This window comes from Plantactinospora sp. KLBMP9567 (assembly GCF_033446045.1).
GTDB lineage: Bacteria > Actinomycetota > Actinomycetes > Mycobacteriales > Micromonosporaceae > Plantactinospora.
This window is the reverse complement of record NZ_JAWQRR010000015.1, coordinates 46,661-62,408: the sequence shown is the minus strand read 5'-3', so window position 1 is coordinate 62,408 and position 15,748 is coordinate 46,661. Positions and strand designations below refer to the sequence as shown.

Genomic DNA, 15,748 nt, shown 5'->3' with positions numbered 1-15,748 from the left:
CCCCCGCCGCGTGGGGCGTCTGGCCGGTCGGACTCCGGCGGGTCAGACCAGCGTCAGGGTGAGGGTGCCGGCGTAGCTGCCCGGCGTGGTGGTGTCCGGGATGCCGAGGCTCAGACCGGCGCCGCACTCGAAGGTGCCGGCGCTGCTGCCCTCGTTGGCCCGGCACAGCGTCTTGGCCTCCCCGAGGCCGGAGCCCGGCGTCGCGGCGGCGCCTGCGGTCGCGGTGCCGCTACCGCTGAGCTTGCTGGCCTCCGGCGTCCAGCCGAGCTGGTTGCCGTCGATCGTGGCGGCGGCCGGGCCGACGAAGTCGTCCACCTGGCCGGTCAGGTTCCAGCCGGCGCCGGTGCCACGCAGGTCGGACACCGTCGCCGTGTTCAGCGTGCCGCTGGCCGTACCGCCCACGACGCCACCGGAGAGGGCGACGTCGCTGCCCGCCACCTCCAGCGAGAGCCCACCGCCGACGATCTCGGCCGTGATCCGCTGCTCCTTGTCGACCGCGCCCGGGGCGGTCACCTGGACCTTCAGCTCGCCGGAGGTCGACGGCTGGTACGCCGCCGGGTCCGCCGGGGTGAACTGGGCGGTCAACGCGTTGTTCCCCACCGGCAGGGCGGAGGTGGTGATCCGGGCGGTACCCCCCGACACCGGCGCGGTGCCCAGCGAGGTGCTGCCGTTGCGGAAGGCGACCGTACCGGCCGCGGCGGCCGGGTCCACGGTGGCGGTGAGGGTCACGGCGGTGCCGGCCTCGACCGGGCCGGCCGGGCTGGCGCCCAGCGCGGTGGTGGTCGGCACGGCCGGGTCGACGGCGCCCTTGACCCGCCAGTTGCCGCCGTTGACCGTGATGACGGTCTCGAATCGGTCCGGGTGTACACCGTTGAGTTCGCTGAGGCACTCGACGACGACGACGTAGTCGCCGTTCGTCGGCGTGCCGGCCAACGCGGTGGCCATCGACCGGTTCGCGCCGAGGGTGAACGGAGCCGTGTCGTAGCCGGTGTCGCTGGCGATCCGGTTGAGGTTGGCCACCTGACCGCCGACGGGGCCGACCCGTAGCGCGGCCTGGTCGCCGAATCCGGTGGGGCAGGCCGCCGAGGTGGTGGCCTGGGTCAACATCGGGTTGTCAGTGACGGTGCCACTGGTCGGGTTGAGGGTGAGGGTGCCCGCCGCGGCGGCCTGGGCCGGCGCCGCGACGCCGACCAGGCCGACCGCGGTCAGCGCGACCGCGCCGGCCAGGGCGGCCGCCCGGCCGAGCAGGGCCTTTGTTGCCTTCATGAATCACGTCCTTTTGCCAGGAGTGCGGTACGGCGGCTCTCCCACGTCGGGAGCGGTCACCTGCCGCGACCTCGATCAGGCTGCACACGGGCCGTGACCCGTCGTGCAGGCCAACGCCAAGGCCGGACATGGAGCAGGCGAATTGCGGGTTACGGCCGAACTGACGCGGGACCGACAGCGCGAGGAATCGGGTTGATCCACCGCGTGAATGGCAGATGTCAAAGGCGGCACCAGCAGGGGGTTCACCTTTTCGTAGCCATCGCCGACCCGGTGGACGCGACCGACCGGTCGGCGCGACGGCCTATCCGAACCGTCCGTGCACGTAGTCGTAGGTACGAGAGTCCTGTGGACTGTCGAACATCACCTCGGTCGGACCGTGTTCGACGATGGCGCCGGGCGTACCGTGCTCGGCGAGGAAGAACGCGCACTGGTTGGAGACCCGTGCCGCCTGCTGCATGTTGTGTGTGACGATGACGATCGTCACCTCGGCCACCAGTTCGGCGATGGTCTCCTCGATGCGCCGGGTCGAGGTCGGGTCGAGCGCCGAGCAGGGTTCGTCCATCAGCAGCACCCGCGGCCGGACCGCCAGCGAGCGCGCGATGCAGAGCCGTTGCTGCTGCCCGCCGGAGAGAGCGCCGCCCGGGGAGCGGAGCCGGTCCCGTACCTCCTTCCAGAGCCCGGCCTTGGCCAGGCACTCCTCGACCAGGACGTCCCGGTCGTTGTGGCCCATCCGGGTACCGGTGAGCTTCAGGCCCGCGACGACGTTGTCGTAGATCGACATCGTCGGGAACGGGTTGGGCTTCTGGAAGACCATTCCGACCTGCCGGCGGGCGTCGGTGATCCGGCGGACCGGTGCGTACAGGTCCTGGCCGTCGAGCAACACCTCGCCGGCCAGCGAGGCACCGGGGATCAGCTCGTGCATCCGGTTGAGGATCCGCAGGAACGTGGACTTGCCACAGCCCGACGGACCGATCAGGGCGGTCACCTCACCGGCGGCCATGCGGAGCGACACCCGGTCGAGCACCTTGTGCTGGCCGAACCACGCGGAAATCGACCGGGCTTCCAGGGCCGCCAGACCGTTGTGCGGTCCGGCCGGCGCGGGGGGCATCAGGGACGTACTGTCGAGGCTCATCTCGGCTCCGTCGTCAGTAGAGGTTGGGCAGGAGTCGGACGGCCTGATCCGCCACGGTGAGGCCCAGGACGGCGAGCGGCGGCATCCCCGACACCCACGCCTGCCAGCCGCCCCAGCGGGCCCAGGCCCAGCTCACCGCGTAGGCGGCGATCAGCAGTGCCTGGCCCCACAACACCAGCGGCACCCAGGCGGCGGGATCCCCGGCCATCGCCTGCTCGGCCGCCGTCAGGGACTGCGCTCCGAAGCGCCGCTGTGGGGACGGTTGGGCCGGCGAGACCAGGTCGGCGTCGGCGTACAGGACGTTGTCCGGCAGGTACGGCCGGCCGTCCGCGGTGGCCAGGGTGAGCCGGCCCGCCCCGTCGGCCAGCCGGGGCGGCAGCGGGTCGCCCGGCCGGCGCAGACCGGTGACCTGGTACCGGTGCTCGCCCTGCCCGGTCACCACGACGATCTCGTCGCCGGGGGTCAGCAGCGACAGCCCGGCGAACGGGCCGCCGTACCCGGCGTGCCGGCCCAGCACGACGCTGGTCCCGGGCTGGCCGGGCAGCACCGTGTCGCGGCGGTGCCCGGGACCGTTCTGCAGCACGGCTCCGGTGGTTCCCTCGAAGACCACCTGCCGGGTGCCGAGCACGGGAATCCGGAGCACCGCGACCGACGTACCGGGGCGGAGCAGTTCGCCGTCGAGATCGGTCTGGCCGACCGGCGCGACTCCCTCGGCCAGATCCTTGCGGAAGTCGGCGTACGCCGTCTGCTGGGCCCGCTCGTACCGGAGCTGGGAGATCAGCGTCAGGTGTACGACGAAGGCCAGCAGCAGCACGCCGAGCAGCGTCAGTACGGTGCCGGTGACGCGTACCGCCGGGATCTCGACGGACCGGGACGCCCGGGTCGGGGTGGCCCGGGTCGGTGGACCCACGGGGCTGGCCGGTGCGCCGCCGGCAGCGGGGGCGGGTGCCGGCCGGGGTGGCGCGGCCGGTGGTCCCTGATGGCGGCCGACCGGTGGCACGGTCGGCGGGTCGACGGTCGCGGTCACGGCTGCCTGCTCCCTCGCCGGCGGATCAGCGGTACCGCGGCCGCACAGGCCAGCAGGGCGACCCCACCGAGAGCCCAGGGCAGTGGTGAGCCGCCCTCGTCCGGCCGGGAGGCCAGGTCGGCTGAGGTGCCGTCCGGGGTGGCCGTGATGGTCGGTTTCCCGGCGGCACCGGTCGGCGCGGAGGGGGCCGTCGGGGTCGCGCCAGGGCTGGGGCCGGACGGCGGACCGGTGGTGGTCTCCGGTGCCGCGCTGGCCGTCGGTGTGGCCCGGCCGCCGGTGCCGCTCCTGACCCGCCAGGTATCGCCGCTGACCACGATCCGCGCCTCGAACCGGTCGGGGTGGGTACCCAGGGTGTCGCTGACGCACTCGACGACGATCACGTACTCGCCGTCGCCGGGTGGTCTCCCCTGTGACGTGGCCATGGACCGGTTCGGGTGCATGCTGACCGGTGCCGTGTCGTAGCTGCCCGCCCCGCCCGGCCGGGCGATGTTGCTGTACGGGCCGCCGACCGGGCCGACCCGCAGCAGCGCCGCGGAGCCGTACCGGGCCGGGCAGGGTGCCGAGGTGATCGCCGAGACGAGCATCGGGTTGCCGCCGACGGTTCCACTGGTGGGCGTGATGGTGAGCGTGCCGAGAGCCGCGCGCCGGGCCGGCACGGCCGCCGCGCCCGGCGACTGTGCCGACAACCCGGCCGCGGCCGCCATAACTGCCGGGAGCAGCAGCGCCGCTCCTCGCCACCTCAGTGAATCCTTGTCGACCTCCCCGTGCGGTCCGTCCTGGCCGCTGGCGGGAGTGGAGGCGTACCCGCCGCGCGGCGGGGGTTGCAAGGGGTTCGGTGATCCGAGTACGGGCATGTCTTCCTCTCTCCTGCCCTGGGCGGACGGGCCGGCCGCCCTTGCGGCGGCGGGCGACCGGTGTTGTCACGTCCGCCTGTCCGGGATCGGGCCGGGTTTCCCGCACCGGCGCGGGTCGGTCCGGCGGCCCGCCCGGAGGATCCGGCTATGCCTGGGTGTCGCGGCGTCGGCCGAGCAGCATCGCGGCCACGCCGGTGAGGACGAGGACGAATCCACCGGTGAGCAGGGTCGGCAGCGAAGCGCCGGTCAGCGCCAGGTTGCCGCCGCCCCCTCCCTGGGTCGGAGCCGGGCTCGGGCTGCCCGTCTCGGTCGGGGTGGGGCTCGGGCTGCCCGTCTCGGTCGGCGTCGGGCTTGCCGTCTCGGTCGAGGTGGGCGTGGGGCTGCCGGTCGGGCTCTGGCTCGCCGTCGGGGTCACCGTCGGGGTCGGTGTGGCGGAACCGGTCGGGGTAGCTGAACCGCTCGGCGTCTGTTTGACCTGCCAGGTCGAGCCGCTGATCGTGACCACGGTCTGGAACCAGTGTTCGTGCGCTTCGGCCAGATCGGTCAGGCACTCGATGGTGATCCGGTAGTCGCCGTCCGCCGGCGCCGGGTGGACTCCGTCATCGGGAGTCGGGTCCAGCGCTCTGCTGATCGACCGGTTGGTGCCGAGGGTGAAGGGGCCGGCGTCGTAGCCGGTGGCGCTGGCGATCCGGTCGAGGGTGCCGCCCACCGGTCGTCCCGGCTGACCGGCCGGGCCGATCCTTATCTGCGCCTGGGCCCCCCAGCCGGCCGGGCAGCCCGCCGAGGTACGCGCGGTGAACGCGGGTGCCTGGGCCGAGCCGTCGGTCACGTTGCCGCTGGTCGGGTCGATGGCGAGGGTGCCGAGCGAGGGTGCCGCCTGGACGGGTGAGGTGAGCCCGACCAGTGCCGCGGCGATCGTGCCGGCGCAGGAGAGCAGCGCGACCGCGACGACCGTCGAGCCGGGGCGGCCCCGCCCGCGGGGTGGGGGGGTGACACCCGTCGGTCCGTTTTGGTGTACCCGGCGGGGGGGGGGGGGGGCGGCCCGCCCAACCGGGCGGGCCGGCCACCCGGGTGCGCCTCGGGCGTGTGGGATCAACCGATCACCAGGTAGCAGATCTGCGACGTCGAGGCCCCGAACAGCCGCGGGTCCTCCGGGGTGAAGGTGGCCCTGAGCTGGAGCAGGCCGGTCGGCAGGGTGGTGGTGGCGAGGACCGCTTTGCCGTCGGTGAGCGGCGCCGTGCCGACGCTGGTGGAGCCGGCGAAGAACTCGACGCTGCCGGCGACGTTGCGCCGCACCGTGGCGGTCAACGTCACCCGCTGGCCCTCGAAGGCGAACAGGCCAGGCTTGGCGGTCAGCCTGGTGGTGGTGACCACCGCGTCCTTCACTGCCCAGGTGTCCCCGGTGACCGTGATCAGGGTCGAGAAGTCCTTCGGGGCGGACCCGGTCGTACCGGAACAGGAGACGGCCACCTCGTAGGTGCCGTCCGCCGGAGCTGCGCCGAGGGCGGTGGCGAGGGAACGGTTCGCCGCGAGGGTGAACGGCGCCTGGTCGTAGTTGGCGAGTCCGCCGATGCGGGCGAGCGGGCTGTACGGGCCACCGAGCGGACCGACCTTCAGCGCGGCGTTCTCGCCGAAGCCGGTCGGGCAGGCCGCCGAGGTGGTGGCCGCCGTCACGAACGGGTTGTCGTGCACGCCGCCGCCGGTGGGCGTCAGCGCGACGGTGCCGAGAACCGGGCTTTCCGCCTGCGCGGGGCCGGCCGGGCCGACCAGCGCCAGCGTCGCGATCGCGGCGGTCGACAGCGCTACCGCCGTCCGGACGAACAGAGACTTGGCCTTGCTCACGAAGCACTTCCTCTCGGTGCGGTTTCGCGGTTTACCGTTCCCGGGAATCGCGCCCCGGGGCTTCGGGTCGACGGCGGGAAGGCCGCCGTGGTGGTGGTACGCAACGTGGGAAGAACGCCGAGTCCGGTCCGGTGGTCCGACCGAACTCCGTCGAGGTGTGCTGCCCTGACCTGTGGTTCGCATCATGTGGAGACGGCTGGAGCAAACTGCCGTTTCGGCCCGCCCGGCATGTGCGGAACGGACCGCGATCAGCATTCCCTGCCCGCCGGGTACGTCGACACCCGCGCCTCGCGAACGTTTCGTGCGCAATGCTTCGCCATCATGAAGGCCAGATGAACCGAAGCAGGACCCACGCCCGGCGGAACACGCGAACCGCCAGTCGGCCGGCGGACGCTGTCGGATGGATGTCGTCGTCCATCCGTTCGACGCCGCACTCGCGACCGGCGCGGAACGCCGGCCACGAGTGCGGTCCGTGAGGCGCTCCCGGGAGTTACGTCCCGGGTGTCAGGCCGGCGGCCAGCCGGCGGTGTTCAGGTTGCCGGTCAGCGTGGTGGACCCGCAGTCGCCGATGGTCGCGAAGCCGTAGGTGGTGATGACTCCGCTCTGGTCGCAGAGCAGCGAGCCGAACGACCCGCCGGCGGTGAAGACCCGATCGATCCACTCCTCGGTCAGTTCGCTGGAGGCGACGATGTTGTACACCCGCCGGTTGAGCGGGAAGGTGGGGTTCAGCACCTCGTTCGGCGGGTTGCTGCCGGCCGCGTACGGCGACACCGTGTTGATGCTGCCGAGCAGCGACGGGCCCCGCCGGTCCTCGACGCCCGGCAGGGCGTTGCCCTGGGCAATGTGCTGGGCGATCGAGAACGGCATGACGTAGTCGTTGTGACCGACGAGTTCCCGGCCGTCGTGCTCCTGCACCGGCGGGACCCCGGTGCCGTCCGGCACCGTCGCCGACGGCGGTACCAGGCAGGGGTAGTCACCGGCGCTGATCTCGGCGTCGGTGATGCCCATCTGCTGGTTCCAGAACTGCCGGGTGCCGGATCCGGGCTGGATCAGCAGCGGCTGGACCGGGAACGAGCCGACCGTCTCGGTGACGCACTTGTAGATGTTCTGGAGCAGCGACAGGGACATGTTGGTCGGCAGGTCACTGTTCTCGTTGATCGCGTACGTCACCGCGTCCAGAGCGAACGGGATCCAGGTCCCGTTGCCACCCGCGACCAGGGTCGTACCGCTGGAGGAACGGGCGAAGTCGACGCAGTCCTCGATCGTGCTCGCCGCCGGGGCCTGCACCTTCGAGGCCCAGAGCGAGCGGTTGCCCTCCGTCGAGCCGTTCGGCCGCTGGAACACGCAGTTGTCGACCTTGGTCTTGATCGGTGAGGTGCCGCGCGCGTCCCACGACGCGAGTACGGTGCCGCCGCCGATCGCCGCACCCAGGCCGTTCAGCACGTCCTGGGTGGTGTCCGACCCGGTGCCCGCCAGGGTCCGGTAGGAGGCGGCGTCGGTCGGGAACGGGGGGAACCCGGTGAACGGGTCGGCGGAGGCCGGGCTGGCCACCGCCGTGACGGCGAGCGCGGCCGCGAGCACCGCCCCCACCGCCTTTCCTAGGGACTTAACCTGCATTGTTCTCCCTTTCGCCAGAGAGACCGGAGGTCGACCCATTCCCCTATATGAATGGGCCGCAATCAGCATTCCCCTGATTCGCGTACGCCCGACACCGGTATTTAGAAAACGTTCTGTGCCCAATCCTTCGCCCACATGAAGGCCAGATGAAGCGGTTGGTCGTGCCCGCGACCGACGAGAGTCGGCCGCGAGCACGAACAGATCGAGCGAAAAGAGTTCAGCGGAGGACGGTCAGAGGTTGCCGCGCAGCACGACGGAACCGCAGTCGGCGGCGACCCCGAAGCCGTACCGCTGGATGAGGGCGCCCTGCTGGCAGATCAGCGAGTCCGAACCAGTGAAGACCTGGTCGATCACGCCGTTGCTCAGGTCGGCGGTCGGGACGATGTTGTACACCGTACGCCGCAGCGGGAAGCCGACGTTCAGTACCTCGTTCGGCGGGCTCGTCCCGGCCGCGTACGGCGACACGGTGTTGACCCGGCCGAGTTCCGACGGGCCCCGCCGGTCCTCGACCCCCGCCAGGCTGTTGCCCTGGGCGATGTGCTGGGCGATCGAGTACGGCATGAGGTAGTCGGTGTGCCCCTCCAGCACCCGGGCGTCGTGCTCCTGCACCTCCGGCAGGCCGGTCCCGTCCGGAACCGTCGGCGACGCCGGCACCAGGCACGGGTAGTCGCCGAGGGCGATCTCCTGGTCGGTGATGGACATCTGCCCGTTCCAGAACTGCCGGGTGCCGGAGCCGGCCTGGAGCAGCAGCGGCTGGATCGGGATGCCACCGATGTGGTTGATCACGCACTTGTAGATGTTCTGCAGCAGCGCCACCGACATGTTGATCGGCAGATCGCTGTTCCGGTTGATCGCGAAGGTGACCGCGTCCACTCCGAACGGGACCCAGGTCCCGGTACCGGACGGGACGTTGGTGGTACCGCTGGACGACCGGGCGAAGTCGACGCAGCCGGCGGTGGGGCTACCGGGCAGCTTGGAGTCCCGCAGCGCGGTCCGGCCCGCGGACGAGCCGTTCGGCCGGGCCAGCTCGCAGGCCGTCGCCTTGGTCTGGACGGTCGCGGTGCCACGCGCGTCCCAGGAGGCGATCACCTTCTGGCCGCCAACGGTGATCGCCTCGCCGAGCCCGTTGAGCACGTCCTGGGTGGTGTCCGAACCGACCCCGGCCAGCGTCCGGTAGTCGGTCACGGGGTCGGGGTCGGCTCCGGCCGGGCCGCCCCCCGCCGCGACAGCGACAGCGGCGACGAGGGCCGCGCCCACCGCCGCAGCGATTATCCTCACCTGCATTGTTCTCCCTTTCCTCAAAAAAGAGGTCCGACTCATTGCTCTTTCCGAGTGAGCCGAATGGAGCATCAGTCCCCGGAGCGGGGCCGCGATACCGGCGTCGGGGGAACGTTCAGTGAAGTGATCTCAGCGAGCGGTGTGGGTGGGATCTGTCCGACACGGGCATAACAGGTCAAGTCGGTCTGCGCTGGATATAGGCGTGGAGCCATCGATAGACAGGTTCTTGCGACGGAATCGGTCTTCGAGAGGGCTCCACGTGATTGCTTATCGTGCCACCATCGATGTCCCAAGGGAACTCGTGCAGCACCTCGGCCGCCTCCTCGCGGCCGAACGCCGTGTTCGCGGGACCCGACCCGGAACCCGCGCGCTGACCTGCTTCCACCAGGCGCTACTGGTGTTGGTGTGGTTCCGCAGGGGCGAGGACGTGACACTGCTCGGCGCGGGGTCCGGCGCCTCCCGGGCGACCGCCTACCGGTACCTGGCCGAGGGCGTCACCGTCCTCGCCTCGAGGGCGGGTGACCTGCACGAGGCGCTGCGCCGGGTCGCCGACGACGGCTGGTCCCACGTGATCCTGGACGGCAAGCTGCTCGACTGCGACCGGCTCGCCGGGACCACGTTGAGCGTGAAGCGGGAAACGATCGACGCCTGGTACTCCGGAAAGGCACCGCGACTTCGGCGCGAACGTCCAAGCGGTCATGCGTCCGGACGGGCTGCCGGTATGGACCTCCGACGCGATGCCCGGGCTCCTGATCGGCCGTTGGAAGACCCTGCGGCACACCACCGCGAGTCCACGCCGCATCGGCGACATCGTCGCCGCAGCCCTGCACCTGACCCACTTCGAATACAAATACCTACCCGAAGCTCGCTGAGTTCACTTCAGTGCGCTGTATTTCGCCAACATGTAGGCCGAATGAATCGCCCGCCATATATATTGGAACACTTTCACCCCTCCCCTTGCGGTCCGTCGTGGCCGCAGGTGGATGTCGGGTCGCGCAGGCCGTGCGGTTCAGGTTGAGAATGGTTCGAGGCGGCGACCGGTGCGCGCGGAATTCATCCCGTCCCGGTGCCGGTCGCGGCCGGACGGCGATAGCCGAGCATCAACATGATCGGACCGGAGATGCCGCTCGCCATCCCGACCCCGAGGACACCGAGCAACAGGAACCGCATCCATCCGACCGGCTCGCCGGGAGTCGGCGTCGTCGCGGCGACCGGTGCGGCGACGACCGGAGATGTCCGGGTGGCCGTCGGGGTCGCACCGAGGCTCGGTGTCACCCCGCCCGCCGGCGTGGACGGGGCCGGGGGCGGGGGTGCCGGATCCGGCCCGGACGCCGGGGCGGGGACGGTCGGCGTGGGCGAGGGAGACGTGGTCCGGGCCAGTTCGGTGGCCACCGCGAGGGTCTGGTCCCGCAGCGGCTGCGGCAGGGGCGCGTAGCCGGGCGGGAGCTGTCCGGGCTTGGACCCGACCGTCTGCCCGTCCGTGGCGATGTAGCGCAGCAGCCGGGCGTACTCGCGACGGGCCGGCTCCGCCCGGTCGAGGTTGGCCGCGGCGTAGGTCAGCATGGTCAGCGGGTACGCGCCGGGCGCGGACCGGCTCGGGTCGGGCTGCAACACCCCGTCGACCGGGCCGGGTTCCATCGCGCCGACCCCGGCCAGCAGGCCGGCGGTGTCCGCCTTGACGCAGTTGGCGCCCTCGGCGTCGCACAGGCTCGCGGTGGCCAGCCCGTACCGGGCCGCCGACGCCGCATCGGTGATCCCGAGCCCGAACTTCCGGCCCGGTAGCGGCGGCGGTGCCGCCTTGTAGTCGCCCAACCGCGCCTGGGGATTCGCCGGGTCGACGCCGCCGGCGGTCTCGTCCCAGACGATCCGCTGCCGGGCGTCGCTGCGCAGCGTCTGCCGCGCGGCGACCTCCAGGCTCTCCGCCCAGGGGGCGAAGCCCGGCATGCAGTACGGGAACTTCGGTACGCCGTTCGTGGGCTCCCCGGTGCGGCAGCTCGGGTCTTCCTTCGGAAAGCGCGGCAGGCCCTGCCCGTCACCGAACACCAGCGGTGCGTAGGCCGGGTTGACCCGCATTCCGTTCTCGTCGGGGACCCTGGAGAGCCACCTGCGGGCCGCCTCGTCCGCCAGGATCCACTGCCACACCCGGTGGGCCAGCACCGACTCACCGTCGGGCAACTGGATCGGATAGTGGCGCGACGTCGGGAAGAAGCTGTCGAACACCGGATTCAGCCTGACGAACTCCTGGTCGACCCGGATGGACCGCGGATTCCCGGCGAGGTCCGGAGTCTCGCTCGGATTGGGTACGTCCTGCAGGTACGACTGGGTCAGCAGCTTGGCCAACAGCCGCGGGGTGAGTTTCAGTTCCGGCAGCGGCTGGCCGTTGATCCGCTGCGCCTCCGGTTTCGAGCCCGGGACCTCCGACTTCGACGTCCGGGCCTCGATCTGGAAGGCGACCACCGCCGCGTTCACGGTGATCGGGGCGTGCACGACCATCGGATCGGTCTCCTCGCGGACCACCGGCCTGTCGACGTAGGCGACCCCTCGGCCCTCGGGGCCCGGGGAGAGGACGGCCGCGTCCGCGGTCGTCTCCGTGGTGACCGTGTGCGAGAACGCCGCCCGGCCGCCCGTACAGAGACTGGCCTGCCAGCTCACCGTGGCCGGCGCCACCAGCTCGGAGCCGACGGTGTCGAAGACCTGGCCGCCGAGCGGGCACGGTGGGCGGACCGGCTCGAAGTCCAGCGGGAACACGATCCGGTTGGCGAAATAGCTGGGCAGCAGCGGCGAGCCGCTCGCCCGCCTCGTGCTCTGGTAGACGTTGCCGTGGAAATCCCGCTCGCCGCGAGGTACGACCACGAGCCAGCAGCGCCGGCCGGTGGGAGCCCCGGCGACGACCTCGCCGCAGTTGAGTCCCTTGGCGTCGGACCCGCGCTGGACCTCGAAGATGACCCGGCCGGTACCGTCCGAGCTGGTCCGGGCGGCCACCACCTCGTTGGTCTCGTCACGTCGGAAGAAGTCCTCGATGTCGGGGACGCCGTCGTCCGGTGCGCCTTCCGGCGGGAAGTCCTTCATGCGGGTACGTTGGCCGTCGGAGGAACGGAACGGGATGACCTGCGCGTCGGCCGGCAGGCGTTCGGCCGGGTCCCGACCGGCCGGGTTTCCGCTGGCGTCCAGGTTGAAGTCGACGGATCGGCTGGAGGCGGAGACGCCCACCTGGAGTTCGAGTTCCTCGCTGACCTCCCCCTTGGCCGTCAGGCCGCCGAACTGGCAGGTCTCGCGGAAGTCGGCGGCGTCGGGATCGGGCCCCCAGCACTGCATGATCTGTAGGTAGCTGGTGCCGTAGGCGCTCTCCGGTGCGGTCGCCCTGCCGCCGGTCCAGGTGATCTCGATGCCCTGGGTGACGAGGTTCCGGGTCTGTGAGACGGTGACCCGCAGGTCGGAGAAGTCCTCGTGCTGGCCGCGTCGGCCGCTCTGGGTCACGGCCGACTCGGTGAGCCGGTCTTCGGGTACGGCGGCCAACGCCGCCTCCCGGGTGTCCAGCCCGCCGACGGCGAGCAGCGCCGTCGGCGCGATCAGTGCCGCCGCCACCGCCGCCGCCCAGCGCCGCCGCAGCGACGGGCGACCGGGCCGGCGCCTCACCGGTCCCGCCCCACGGCGCCGGCACCGGTGGCCCCGGTCCGCCGGAAGATCAACGGTGGCCCGATCACCAGGGCGAGCAGTACGACCCCGGCGAGCACCATCATGGTGTGCCGCAGTCGCCATCCGCCCTCGCCGTCCAGCGAGACCGGTACCCCCGCGACGAACTGCTGACCCCCGCCACCGTCGCCGGTGCCGATCACCTCACCCGTGGCCGGGTCGACCAGTCCCGGTCCGGCCGACTGGCTGGCCGTCGGGCCGGCCGTGGCATTCGGTCCGGCGCCACCGGGGTTGCCCGGGCCGCCGGGGTTGCCGGTGGTCGGGTTACCGCCACCGCTGGGGTTGCTGTTCCCGGTGGGGGTGCCGGCGGCACCACCGGTACCGGCGGTGCACTGCTGACCGTTGCCCTTCCTGTCGCACTCCGGCGGGTTCTGGGCGGTCCGGGCGAGGGTGTTGGTGCCGTCGGTGGAGAACGTCGGGTTGTTGCAGCTACGGATCGGCCGGGCCTCCTGCACCACTCCGGGGATCCGCTTCACCTGGTTGAAGCCCGCCTCCACCAGGTTGATCGGCAGCGGGGAGTAGCCGAGCAGGTCGACCTTCTGCTGGCCCTGGCAGAGGAAGTAGTAGGCGAACCGCCCGAGCGTGTACGCCTTGTCCTCGGTGACCCCGTTCTCGTGCGCGAGCGGGATGACCATGTACGAGTACGAGGAGAGCGGATACGTACGCCGGTCCCGGTCGTTGTAGACGCCCTCCAGTTTCTGCGTGAGGTAGTTCTGAGCGTTCGGGTTGCCCGTCTCGATCTGCGCCTTGGTCAGCGCCACCGCGACGCTGTTGGCCGTCGGCTCAACGTAGTAGCCGGCCTTGTTGAGCACCTTGACCACCGGAAAACCGTTCTCCTTGGCGTACGAGTACTCGACGTAGGTGATGGCGCCCTCGGCGTTGCTGCCCGCGACGTATCCGGCGATCTGGCTCGACCCGGCCTGTGCGGTGAACCCGGGCGGGTAGAACGACAGCACGTTGCACTGCGCCTCGGTCCGGCCCTTGTCCCGGCACCAGGGGCGCCAGATCGACGGGTACTGGTTGTTCATCCACTTGACGAACTGGGCGGTGGTGCCGGAGCCGTCGGAGCGGACCACCGGGACGATCCGCCGGGCCGGCATGTTGAGCCCGGGATTGTCCGCCCGGATCGCGGCGTCGTTCCACATATCGATCGACCCGGTGAAGATCTTGGCGATCACGTCGCCGGAGAGCCGCAGGTTCGTCACCCGCCGGCCACCGATCTTCAGGTTGTACATGAAGGAGGTTCCCCCGGCCACGATCGGCATGTACGCGAACTTCCGGCGCGGAACGGCCTCGTTCGCCTCCGCGCCGAACTCGATCTCGGAGACCGCGAAGTCGACCGTGCCCTGGGCGAAGGCGTTGCGGCCGGCCGTCGAGCCGACGCCGCTGTAGTGCACGGTGATGTTGTTCTGCCGGACATCGGCCCGCCACTGGTCGAGCGCGTTCTGGCTCCAGGTCGAGCCGGAGCCGGTGATCGAGACGAGCCGAGGGGCGGCGGCGGCCGGCACGCCCAGCAGCACCGATGCCGCGACCAGGGCGAGCGTGAGCAGCCGGGCCACCCCCCGGCGCGTCCGGGTAGCGGTCTCAGCCATCGCGGTTCTCCTTCTCGGGTGGGGAAACAGCGTGCACACCGTGCTGGTCGGCACCGGTCGGCGCAGGAGGGGCCGTCGCAGGGCGCGGCGCCGGAGCGGGTGCCACCGGGTAACCGGCGCGGCGGGCGTACCGCGTCGCGTCCCGGGCCGACTCCCGGGCCCGGCGTCGCAGTTGACCCCGACTCAGCTGTCCCGGGCCGCGCCCGCCGACCAGCCGGGCCAGGACGAAGAGCAGCAGCACCAGCATCATCAGGGTCGCGGCGGTGCCGAAGCCCCGGACGATGAAGCTCTCCTCCGGCGAACGGGTGAGCGAGTAGGTGACCAGCGGCAACGAGTTGTTCCAGCCGTCGAACGGGTTCAGGTTGACGCTGGTGGCGCCGCCGGCGGTCAGCAGCACCGGAGACGTCTCGCCGATCCCCCGCGCGGTACCGAGGATCACCGCCGTGGTCAGCCCGGAACGGGCGGTCGGGAGCACCACGTGCCAGACCGTCCGCCACTGTGAGGCGCCCAGCGCCAGCGCGGCCTCCCGCAGGTTTCCCGGTACCAGCCGGATCACGACGTCGGCGGCGCGGATGATGATCGGCAGCATCATCACGCTGATCGCCAGCGACGTGGCGAAGCTGGAGTGGCGGTAACCGAGTGCGAGGATCAGGGTCGCGTAGACGAACAGACCGGCCACGATGGACGGCAGTGCGGTCATCGCCTCGGCGATCGTCCGGACCAGCCGGCTCAGCCGTCCCGGGATCTCGCTGAGGAAGACGGCGCAGATCACCGCGAGCGGCACGGTGAACAGCAGGGCCAGGGCGATCTGCTGCAGCGTGCCGACGATCGCGTGCAGCGCGCCGCCCTGGCTGAGCGGTTCGAGGGGGCCGGTGATCGACATGTCCTCGGTGAAGAAGTTGAGGTGCGTCAGCGGCGGCCAGCCCTCGGCGAAGGTGTAGAGGACCACCAGCGCCAGTACGGCGAGGACCAGGAAACCGAGGCTGTGCACCACGGCGCCGACCAGCCGGTCCCGTACGGCGGGACCGTCCTCGTCCAGCGACACCAGCAGCCCGTAGAAGCCGAGGAAGGCGAGGTAGGCGATCACGACGAAGCCGAGTACGCCGTCGAACGGGGCGAGTTGGGTGTAGAGCAGCGTGGTCACGCTCAGCGCGGCGACCGCCGCGCCGACCGCCGCGAAAACGTCGGTACGCCGCATCGTGGCGGTGATCCGCCGCACCTCGACCGCGTCCGGCTGCTCGGGGCGTACCGGAAGGGTGGTGGTCCGTCCCCGCTCCGACCGCACCCGCGCGGCCGGTACCGCCGGATCGGCCGGACGCGGCGGTTCGTGCCCGGCCGCCGGCCCGGTCTCGTCCGGCACCGCCGGGCCGGCTGCGGCCGGGGCATCCGTCTGCTCGTCGATCGCGTGCTTCGGGCTCATCGTCGGCGCACCTTGCTCGTCGTGGTG

The 15,748-nt window shown here is 71.5% G+C and carries 12 protein-coding genes; 1 reads left to right on the top strand and 11 read right to left on the bottom strand.

The genetic code is table 11. The annotated features are described in order from the left end of the window. Nucleotides 1-42 precede the first annotated feature (42 nt). The 8 genes from R6Y94_RS11490 to R6Y94_RS11455 all read right to left on the bottom strand — a co-directional run bounded on the left by R6Y94_RS11490 (nt 43) and on the right by R6Y94_RS11455 (nt 9,016). The gene (locus tag R6Y94_RS11490) at nt 43-1,266 is read right to left on the bottom strand and encodes an Ig-like domain-containing protein (protein WP_318393619.1); all 1,224 of its coding nucleotides are present in this window, start codon (nt 1,264-1,266) and stop codon (nt 43-45) included. 301 nt (nt 1,267-1,567) lie between these two features. Further along, nucleotides 1,568-2,374 (bottom strand): phosphate ABC transporter ATP-binding protein, encoded by an 807-nt coding sequence (locus R6Y94_RS11485; RefSeq protein WP_318393620.1) that lies wholly within the window; start codon nt 2,372-2,374, stop codon nt 1,568-1,570. Between the two features lie 37 nt (nt 2,375-2,411). Continuing rightward, a complete protein-coding gene (locus R6Y94_RS11480; protein WP_318393618.1) occupies nt 2,412-3,425 on the bottom strand; it encodes a sortase in 1,014 nt (337 codons plus the stop codon). Next, nucleotides 3,422-4,279: a hypothetical protein gene (locus R6Y94_RS11475; RefSeq protein WP_318393617.1), complete on the bottom strand. Its 858-nt coding sequence runs from the start codon at nt 4,277-4,279 to the stop codon at nt 3,422-3,424. The genes R6Y94_RS11480 and R6Y94_RS11475 overlap by 4 nt, the downstream gene beginning before the upstream one ends. 145 nt (nt 4,280-4,424) lie before the next feature. Continuing rightward, nucleotides 4,425-5,108, bottom strand: a complete 684-nt coding sequence (locus tag R6Y94_RS11470) for a hypothetical protein (protein WP_318395808.1) — start codon at nt 5,106-5,108, stop codon at nt 4,425-4,427. Between the two features lie 263 nt (nt 5,109-5,371). Beyond that, entirely contained in the window at nt 5,372-6,121 is a 750-nt protein-coding gene (locus R6Y94_RS11465; protein ID WP_318395807.1) for an Ig-like domain repeat protein, read from the bottom strand. A 504-nt stretch (nt 6,122-6,625) separates the two neighbouring features. Continuing rightward, nucleotides 6,626-7,738, bottom strand: a complete 1,113-nt coding sequence (locus tag R6Y94_RS11460; protein WP_318395806.1) for a hypothetical protein — start codon at nt 7,736-7,738, stop codon at nt 6,626-6,628. Nucleotides 7,739-7,969: 231 nt separating this feature from the next. After that, complete coding sequence (locus R6Y94_RS11455; RefSeq protein WP_318395805.1) at nt 7,970-9,016, bottom strand: substrate-binding domain-containing protein; 1,047 nt, start codon at nt 9,014-9,016, stop codon at nt 7,970-7,972. A 698-nt stretch (nt 9,017-9,714) separates the two neighbouring features. On the opposite strand from R6Y94_RS11455, the gene R6Y94_RS11450 reads away from it, so the two are divergent. Continuing rightward, complete coding sequence (locus tag R6Y94_RS11450) at nt 9,715-9,888, top strand: hypothetical protein (protein WP_318395804.1); 174 nt, start codon at nt 9,715-9,717, stop codon at nt 9,886-9,888. 181 nt (nt 9,889-10,069) lie between these two features. On the opposite strand, the gene R6Y94_RS11445 is transcribed toward R6Y94_RS11450, so the two are convergent. The 3 genes from R6Y94_RS11445 to pstA are packed head-to-tail and all read right to left on the bottom strand — an operon-like array spanning nt 10,070 to nt 15,721. Beyond that, entirely contained in the window at nt 10,070-12,652 is a 2,583-nt protein-coding gene (locus R6Y94_RS11445) for a hypothetical protein (RefSeq protein WP_318395803.1), read from the bottom strand. After that, entirely contained in the window at nt 12,649-14,301 is a 1,653-nt protein-coding gene (locus R6Y94_RS11440; RefSeq protein ID WP_318395802.1) for a phosphate ABC transporter substrate-binding protein PstS, read from the bottom strand. Before R6Y94_RS11440 ends, R6Y94_RS11445 begins: the two co-directional genes overlap by 4 nt. Continuing rightward, nucleotides 14,294-15,721, bottom strand: a complete 1,428-nt coding sequence (gene pstA, locus R6Y94_RS11435; protein WP_318395801.1) for a phosphate ABC transporter permease PstA — start codon at nt 15,719-15,721, stop codon at nt 14,294-14,296. Before pstA ends, R6Y94_RS11440 begins: the two co-directional genes overlap by 8 nt. Nucleotides 15,722-15,748 lie beyond the last annotated feature (27 nt).

Excerpts from the sequence above, each read along its gene's own strand:
- R6Y94_RS11460 (WP_318395806.1), bottom strand. The coding sequence starts at position 7,738 with ATGCAGGTTAAGTCCCTAGGAAAGGCGGTGGGGGCGGTGCTCGCGGCC.
- R6Y94_RS11475 (WP_318393617.1), bottom strand. The coding sequence starts at position 4,279 with ATGCCCGTACTCGGATCACCGAACCCCTTGCAACCCCCGCCGCGCGGC.
- R6Y94_RS11450 (WP_318395804.1), top strand. The coding sequence starts at position 9,715 with ATGCGTCCGGACGGGCTGCCGGTATGGACCTCCGACGCGATGCCCGGG.
- pstA (WP_318395801.1), bottom strand. The coding sequence starts at position 15,721 with ATGAGCCCGAAGCACGCGATCGACGAGCAGACGGATGCCCCGGCCGCA.
- R6Y94_RS11485 (WP_318393620.1), bottom strand. The coding sequence starts at position 2,374 with ATGCCCCCCGCGCCGGCCGGACCGCACAACGGTCTGGCGGCCCTGGAA.
- R6Y94_RS11490 (WP_318393619.1), bottom strand. The coding sequence starts at position 1,266 with ATGAAGGCAACAAAGGCCCTGCTCGGCCGGGCGGCCGCCCTGGCCGGC.
- R6Y94_RS11440 (WP_318395802.1), bottom strand. The coding sequence starts at position 14,301 with ATGGCTGAGACCGCTACCCGGACGCGCCGGGGGGTGGCCCGGCTGCTC.